This window comes from Nevskiales bacterium, assembly GCA_035574475.1.
In the GTDB taxonomy this organism is placed as follows: domain Bacteria; phylum Pseudomonadota; class Gammaproteobacteria; order Nevskiales; family DATLYR01; genus DATLYR01.
On the sequence record DATLYR010000158.1, the window covers coordinates 1 to 8,155 of the forward strand.

General features: G+C 67.8%; 7 protein-coding genes. All 7 read left to right on the top strand.

The genetic code is table 11. From position 1 onward, the window contains the following. Window positions 1–228: 228 nt before the first annotated feature. Window positions 229–552 carry a zinc ribbon domain-containing protein gene (locus tag VNJ47_09335; protein HXG29035.1) on the top strand — a complete coding sequence of 108 codons (324 nt, stop codon included), beginning with the start codon at window positions 229–231 and terminating at the stop codon, window positions 550–552. Further along, window positions 549–1,205 (top strand): DUF502 domain-containing protein, encoded by a 657-nt coding sequence (locus tag VNJ47_09340; GenBank protein ID HXG29036.1) that lies wholly within the window; start codon window positions 549–551, stop codon window positions 1,203–1,205. The genes VNJ47_09335 and VNJ47_09340 overlap by 4 nt, the downstream gene beginning before the upstream one ends. A gap of 65 nt (window positions 1,206–1,270) precedes the next feature. Further along, window positions 1,271–3,049, top strand: a complete 1,779-nt coding sequence (aspS, locus tag VNJ47_09345) for an aspartate--tRNA ligase (GenBank protein HXG29037.1) — start codon at window positions 1,271–1,273, stop codon at window positions 3,047–3,049. A 112-nt stretch (window positions 3,050–3,161) separates the two neighbouring features. Continuing rightward, window positions 3,162–5,267, top strand: coding sequence for a thrombospondin type 3 repeat-containing protein (locus tag VNJ47_09350; protein ID HXG29038.1), 2,106 nt, complete (start codon window positions 3,162–3,164; stop codon window positions 5,265–5,267). Between the two features lie 57 nt (window positions 5,268–5,324). Next, a complete protein-coding gene (gene nadA / locus VNJ47_09355) occupies window positions 5,325–6,464 on the top strand; it encodes a quinolinate synthase NadA (GenBank protein HXG29039.1) in 1,140 nt (379 codons plus the stop codon). Between the two features lie 150 nt (window positions 6,465–6,614). After that, window positions 6,615–7,880 (top strand): serine hydroxymethyltransferase, encoded by a 1,266-nt coding sequence (glyA, locus tag VNJ47_09360; protein HXG29040.1) that lies wholly within the window; start codon window positions 6,615–6,617, stop codon window positions 7,878–7,880. A 115-nt stretch (window positions 7,881–7,995) separates the two neighbouring features. Beyond that, window positions 7,996–8,155: transcriptional regulator NrdR (locus VNJ47_09365; GenBank protein HXG29041.1), on the top strand; the 160-nt coding region annotated here is incomplete at its 3' end.

An 8,155-nucleotide genomic window follows, 5' to 3' on the forward strand; every position in this document is an offset into this window, starting at 1 on the left:
GCCCCGGAATCAGCTTCTCAAGCAACTCCTCGGGCAACTCAATCGCCGGCCCTGCCGCCGGCAGCGTCTTCTTCTTGCGTGGCATACATGCTCCTTGGTGTCGTCATGTTATGCCCCACACACAAAATTCCTGATACCCTCAGGTCCTTGACTGCCGGATGCCGGCTGGCTGACCGAAGCTCTTCATGACAGCTATACTTTTCGCAGTTTCAGGCTACCCGTGAAAGCATGCCGATCTACGAATACCTCTGCCGCGCCTGCGGCCGCGAAACCGAGCGGCTGCAGAAGCTGAGCGACAACCCCCTCACCGATTGCCCCGACTGCGGCCAGCCGTCGCTGGTGCGCAAGATCTCGGCGCCGTCCTTCCGCCTCAAGGGCGGGGGCTGGTACGAGACCGACTTCAAGAGCGACAAGGAAAAGAAGCGCAATCTCGCCGGCGATGCGGCCAAGCCGTCCGAAACCAAGCCCGACGGCGCTGCCGCCAAATCCGAGGCCAAGCCGGCGCCCGCTGCGGCGCAGCCAGCGACAGCGGGCAAGACGGAATCGGCATGAGCCGCCACAAGCACTACATCCGCCGCTGGCTGTTTGCCGGGCTCATGGTGCTGGTGCCGCTCGGCATCACCCTGTTCGTCGTGGATTTCCTGGTCGGGCTGGTGGACAAGAGCCTGCTGCTGGTCCCACCCGCGCTGCGCCCGGAGGCGCTGCTGGGTTTCTCGGTGCCCGGCATCGGTATCGTGCTGATCCTGCTGCTGGTGCTGGCGGTCGGTTTCCTGGCCGACAACTTCATCGGCGCGCGCGTGGTGCGCTGGGCCGAGTCCATGCTGGGGCGGGTGCCGCTGGTGCGTTCGGTCTATTCCGGCTCCAAGCAGCTGGCCGACATGGTGCTGGGCGAGGGCGGCACCTCGTTCCGCCAGGTCATCCTGGTCGAGTATCCGCGCAAGGGCCTGTGGACCATCGCCTTCATCACCGGCGGGCCGCTGTGGGAGGCGCGCGAGAAAACCGGCCGCGAGCTGGCGACCGTGTTCGTGCCGACCACGCCCAACCCCACCTCCGGTTTCATCATCCTGGTGCCGCGCGAGGACATCCTCACCCTCGACATGTCGGTCGAGGAGGCCATGCGCATGATCATTTCGCTGGGCGTGGCGACGCCCGACGCCACCCCCGTGCCGGCCGGCCAGCGCACCGCCGCCAAGAGCAAGGCCTGACGGGCGCTTGCTCGGCATCGGCCGCAACCTGCTAAAATCGCGGCCTTTTCCGGTCCGGACTCCCCATGCGCAGCCATTCCTGCGGTGACCTCACCGAAGCCCTCGTCGGCCAGTGCGTGACGCTGGCCGGCTGGGTCAACCGCCGCCGTGACCACGGCGGCGTGATCTTCATCGACCTGCGCGACCGCAGCGGGCTGGTGCAGCTGGTGTTCGATCCGGACCGGCCCGAGGTGTTCGCGCTGGCCGAGCGCCTGCGCAACGAATACGTGGTGCGCGTGGCCGGCAGCGTGCGGCTGCGGCCCGAGGGCACGCGCAATCCCCGGCTGCCCACCGGCATGGTGGAGGTGCTGGGCACGGAACTGGAAATCCTGAACCGCGCCGAGCCGCCGCCGTTCCAGCTCGACGACGACAGCGTCAGCGAGGAAACGCGCCTGCGCTACCGTTACATCGACCTGCGCCGCCCGCAGATGCAGCGCCAGCTGCTGCTGCGCGCGCGCATCGTCCGCAGCCTGCGTACCTACCTCGACGAGGCAGGCTTCGTCGAAACGGAAACGCCGATCCTGACCCGGGCCACGCCCGAGGGTGCGCGCGACTACCTGGTGCCCAGCCGCACGCATCCGGGGCATTTCTTCGCGCTGCCGCAGTCGCCGCAACTGTTCAAGCAGCTGCTGATGATGGCGGGGCTGGAGCGCTACTACCAGATCGCGCGCTGCTTCCGCGACGAGGACTTGCGCGCCGACCGCCAGCCCGAGTTCACCCAGCTCGACATCGAGACCTCGTTCCTGGACGAGCAGCAAATCATGGCGCTGGTGGAGGACATGATCCGCCGCCTGTTTGCCGAGGTGCTGGCGGTGGCGCTGCCCGACCCGTTCCCGCGCATGACCTATGCCGAGGCTATGGCGCGCTATGGTTCGGACAAGCCCGACCTGCGCATCCCCCTGGAGCTGGTCGAGGTCGGTGACCTGGTCCGGGATTCCGAGTTCAAGGTCTTCGCCGGCCCCGCCGCCGACCCGCAGGGCCGGGTGGCGGTGTTGCGCGTGCCGGGCGGCGGCGATCTCAGCCGCTCGGTCATCGACGACTACACCGACTTCGTCAAGCAGTTCGGCGCCAAGGGTTTGGCCTACGTCAAAGTCGTGTCCGTGGCGCAGGGCCGTGACGGCCTGCAGTCGCCGATCCTGAAGTTCCTCAGCGACGCGGCAGTCACGGGCATCCTCGCGCGCAGCGGCGCGGCCGACGGCGACCTCTTGTTCTTCGGCGCCGACAAGGCACGCATCGTCAACGAGGCGCTGGGCGCGCTGCGCCTGCGCGTGGGCCGTGATCGCGGCCTGGTGGATACCGGCTGGAAGCCGCTGTGGGTGGTGGACTTCCCGATGTTCGAGTGGGACGACAAAGAACGCCGCTGGCAGGCCCTGCACCACCCCTTCACCGCGCCACGCGTGGACTCGGTCGAGGCGCTGGTGGCCAACCCCGGCGAGGCGGTGTCGCGCGCCTATGACATGGTGCTCAACGGCACCGAGCTGGGCGGCGGCTCGGTGCGTATCCACCGCAACGAGCTGCAGCAGGCGGTGTTCGACATCCTTGGCATCACGCGCGAGGAGGCGCAGCAGAAGTTCGGTTTCCTGCTGGAGGCACTTCGGTACGGCACGCCGCCGCACGGCGGCCTGGCCTTCGGCATAGACCGGCTTGTGATGCTGATGACTGGCGCGAACTCGATCCGCGAGGTCATCGCCTTCCCCAAGACGCAAAGCGCGCACTGCCCGCTGACCGACGCGCCGGGAACCGTCACGCCGGCCCAGCTGCGTGAGCTTGGCCTGCGGCTCAAGCCCGAGCCAGGCCGGGCCTGAGGGTGGTGATCGTGGGGGAGGGTGCGCGACGCGCAGCCGTCCTGCGCAGAGCGCATGACGTGGTATGCTCGGTGCTGATTTACCGGCTTTCCGTTCAGCTTCCGAGTGTTCCATGAGCATCCGCCGTTTTGCGATTGACCGCATCCGTGCCGCGGCCGGCCTGGCCGCCGCCGTCTTGCTGGCGGCCTGTGGCAGCAGCGGCGTCGGCGAGGGCAATACGCTGGCCAGCCTGCGCATCGTCGATGCCAGCGGTAATCAGCCCGCTGGCGTACTGGAAATTCCAAGGTGCGTGCCGACTCAGCTGCGTGTGTTCGGGACCTTCGACGATGGCGGTGTGGAGGACATCAGTCAACGTGTGGGGCTGAGCTGGTCCTCCTCCAACGCGGCCGGCATTCCGATCAGCAACGGCGGGGCCGGCAGCGACTTCGCCAAGGGCGTGGTCACGCCGTCCGGCGCCGTGGGTGGCACGGCCATCATCCGCGCGGAATTCGGTTCATTGAGCGCTACCCAGGAGGTCCGCATCCAAGCCGCACGGCTGGAGATCACGAGCGCGCAGTCGCAGACCGCGATCGGCGACCTGCGCCTGCCGTTGTTCCTGACCGGCATCTTCGGCGCGCCCGGCGCGCAGACCCGCGTGGACATCTCCGACCGGGTCGAGTGGCAGAGCAGCGACACCAGCATCGCCACGGTCGAGGCGCAGAGCCTGGATTCGCGCACGCTGCGCTTCTTCATCGTGCCCAAGAAGACCGCGACCAGCGGTACGGTCGACACGGTCACCATTACCGCCGATACCGGTATCGCCGCCTGCGGCGCCGACGGCCGGCCCAGCTTCGCGTTCAAGGTGCATAACAAGGCGCTGACGGCCCTCACGGTGTCGCCGGCCGGCCCGCTGACGCTGCCGCCGCAGGTCAGCCTGCCGCTGACGGTGCAGGCCCGCTACGGGGATTTCCTGCAGGACGTCACCGGTCTGGTACGGTACAGCGCCGTGGACCCCGCCAACCCGAGCCAGGCGTCACTGCGGGCACGCTTTACGGGCAACCGCGTGCTGGCACTATCGCAGGGCAGCGCCACCCTGAAGACCGTGCTGGACCAGTTCGGCGCCGAGGGCGACGGCACCAATGACGTCGCCGGCAATGACGTGACCCTGAATGTCAACACTGCAACGCTTCGTACCGACTTGAGTCCGCCTGTGGCTTTGCAGATCAGCCCACAGAATCCCAGCATGATTTCAGGCACGACGTTGGCATTTAATGCCACGGGACAGTTTACCGATGGCAATAGCTATGACCTGAGCCAAGACGTGTTCTGGTCGTCCTCCGATACCGATGTCGCCGTGTTCGGCAGCCTGCTGCGCAATCTCATCACCGCCCTCGAGAGCAGCTCGACCCCGGTCGTGGTGACGGCTCTGCGCGGCGGTTTCTGCGACACCGACACCGCTACCACCCTGCCGGCCTGTCCCACGACCAACCTGACCACCAACGCCAGCCTGGCCAGCCTGGCCATCACCGACGGCGAAGGCAACGCCTGTTCGCCCTGCACCGTGCCGCTGGGCGGCGCAGCGCAGCTGCAGGCGATCGGCAGCTTGAGCGGCGGCGGTACCCAGGACCTGACCAGCGCCGTGATCTGGGAATCCGATGCCAGCGCCACGGCCATCGTCAGCAATGCCAGCGGCCTGACCGGCCGCGCCCTCGGGCTGGCGGCCGGCAATGCGACGGTGCGCGCGCGCTTCGGCAGCGTGACCTCACCCGACGCCACGCTCAGCGTCATCCAGGATGCGGACGGCGACGGCGTCGCGGACGCGCAGGACCTGTGCCCGAACACGCCGCCGGGGGCCTCGGTCAACGACGACGGCTGCGAGGATACGGACGGCGACGGCGTGATCGACGCCAGCGACAACTGCCCCAATGTCGCCAACGCCGACCAGGCCAATACCGACGGTGCCGCCGACGGCGGCGACGCCTGCGACGCGGACGACGACAACGACGGCGACGCCGACAGCGCGGACAACTGCCCGCTGGTGGCCAACGCCGACCAGCTGAACACCGACGGCGATGCCCAGGGCGACGCCTGCGACACGGACGACGACAACGACGGCGTCGCCGACGGCTCGGACCAGTGCCCGGTGCAGGCGGCCGGCTCGAATCCCTCCAACTCGCGCCCCGGTTGCCCCTGCAACAACCCGAACCCGCTGCCCATCGGCCCCGCCTGCCTCGAGTGAGCGGGGCCGGTGCCGGGCGTATAATGCCGGTGTAGGCAAGACACTTCGTTTCGGGCCATGGCCGCCACCGCACTCGCCATCCAGCACTTCGCCGACCTCGACGACGACAGCTGCGAGGCGCGCATCCTTGCCGCCAAGCAGGCGCTGGGCAAGCGCGTGGTCATCCTCGGCCACCACTACCAGCGCGACGAGGTGTTCCGGCACGCCGACTACACCGGCGATTCGCTCAAGCTGTCGCAGCATGCCGCCCAATCCGACGCCGAGTACATCGTGTTCTGCGGCGTGCACTTCATGGCCGAGGTGGCCGATATCCTCTCGCGCCCGGAGCAGGTCTCGATCCTGCCCGACCTGGCCGCCGGCTGCTCCATGGCCGACATGGCCAACCTGGCCAAGGTCAACCGCTGCTGGAAGGAACTGGCCGAGGTGCTGGACCCGGACGAAACCGTCACGCCGGTCACCTACATCAACTCGGCCGCCGACCTGAAAGCCTTCTGCGGCCGGCACGGCGGCATCGTCTGCACCTCGAGCAACGCAAGACCCATCCTGGAGTGGGCCTTCTCGCGCCGCGAGAAAGTGCTGTTCTTCCCCGACCAGCACCTGGGCCGCAACACCGGCTACCGCATGGGCATCCCGCTGGACGAAATGCTGCTGTGGGATTTCGAGAAGCCGCGCGGCGGGCTGACGGAGGAACAGATCCGCAAGGCCAAGATCATCCTGTGGAAGGGGCACTGCTCGGTGCACCAGATGTTCCAGCCGGCGCATATCGACAACTTCCGCAAGCAGCACCCCGACGGCAAGGTGATCTCGCACCCCGAGAACGCCTTCGAGGTCTGCGAGAAGTCGGACTATGTCGGCTCGACCGAGTACATCCTCAACACCGTGCGCGCGTCGAAACCGGGCACGCACTGGCTGGTGGGCACCGAGCTGAACCTGGTCAATCGCCTGCATCACGAGATGCGACCCAAAGGGGTGATGGTCCAGTTCATGTCGCCGGTGGTGTGCATGTGCTCGACCATGTTCCGCACCGACCCGCAGCACCTCGCCTGGGTGCTGGAGAATCTGGTCGCGGGGCAGGTCGTGAACCCGATCAAGGTGCCCGAGCCCGACGCCAGCGAGGCGCGCAAGGCGCTGGAGCTGATGCTCGAGGTCTCGGCCAGAATGGCCACCCCGGCCAAGCCCCCGCTTCCGGTCGACTGACCAGCCCTTCCCCCCGGATCGAGTCCGGGGCAAGGCAGAAGGCGCTACAACGGGCGGGGGCCTGGCCTGCCCGGCCTCCCAACATCTGGGGCTGCAGCCCCCGCTGCGCTACAATGCGCGCCTCGAAACCGCACCCGGGAGCCCGTCCAGATGTTCAGCGAGTCCCTGCGTATCGCCGGCTATGACGACGAACTGGCGGCCGCCATCGCGGCCGAGCGCCGGCGGCAAGAGGCACACATCGAGCTGATCGCCTCCGAGAACTACGCCAGCCCGCGTGTACTGGAGGCCCAGGGCTCGGTGCTGACCAACAAGTACGCCGAGGGCTACCCGGGCAAGCGTTACTATGGCGGTTGCGAGCACGTGGACGTGGCCGAGCAGCTGGCCATCGACCGCGTCAAGCAGCTGTTCGATTGCGATTACGCCAACGTGCAGCCGCATTCCGGCGCCCAGGCCAACGCCGCGGTGTTCATGGCGCTGGTCAATCCCGGCGACACCGTGATGGGCATGAACCTGGCTCAGGGCGGGCACCTGACCCACGGCCACCCGGCCAATTTCTCCGGCAAGCACTACAAGGTCGTGCCCTACGGCCTGGACCCCGCCACCGGCGTGATCAACTACGACGAGATGGAACGTATCGCGCTGGAAACCAGACCGAAGCTGCTGATCGGCGGCTTTTCGGCCTATTCGCGGGTCAAGGACTGGGCACGCATGCGCGCCATCGCCGACCAGGTCGGCGCGATGTTCTGGGTGGACATGGCGCATGTCGCCGGCCTGATCGCGGCGGGCGAGTACCCCAGCCCGCTGCCGCACGCGCACGTCGTCACCAGCACCACGCACAAGACCCTGCGCGGCCCGCGCGGCGGCATCATCCTGGCCAAGGGCCAGGGCGAGGACTTCTACAAGAAGCTCAACTCCGCCGTATTCCCGGGCATCCAGGGCGGGCCGCTGATGCATGTCATCGCCGCCAAGGCGGTGGCCTTCAAGGAAGCGCTGCAGCCGGACTTCCGCGACTACCAGAAGCAGGTCGTCAAGAACGCCCGGGCCATGGCGGAAGTCATGCTCCAGCGCGGCTACAAGATCGTGTCCGGCGGCACCGACAACCACCTGTTCCTGGTGGACCTGATCGGCCGCAACACCACCGGCAAGGACGCCGAGGCCGCGCTCGGCCGCGCGCACCTGACGGTCAACAAGAATTCCGTGCCGGGCGACCCGCGCTCGGCCTTCGTCACCTCGGGTCTGCGCATCGGCTCGCCGGCCTCGACCACGCGCGGCTTCAGGGAGGCCGAGATGCGCCAGGTCGCGGGCTGGATCTGCGACGTGCTGGATGCGCTGGAGGCCGGCCAGGCGGACGGCGTGATCGAGCGCGTGCGCCGCGAGGCCGAGGCGCTGTGCGCGCGCTTCCCGGTGTATGGTTGAGGCTATGCGCATTCCCGTCATGCCGGCGAAAGCCGGCATCCAGTGCCTGGTAAGTCGCTGGATTCCGGCCTGCGCCGGAACGACGGGTATTGTCCCCCGTTTGCTCCACTGAGCCATGCGCTGCCCCTTCTGCGATGCAGCCGATACGCGAGTGATCGACTCGCGGCTGTCCGCGGAGGGCCACCAGGTACGCCGCCGGCGCGAGTGTACCGACTGCGGCGAACGCTTCACCACCTTCGAGACCGCCGAGCTGGTGATGCCGCGCATCATCAAGG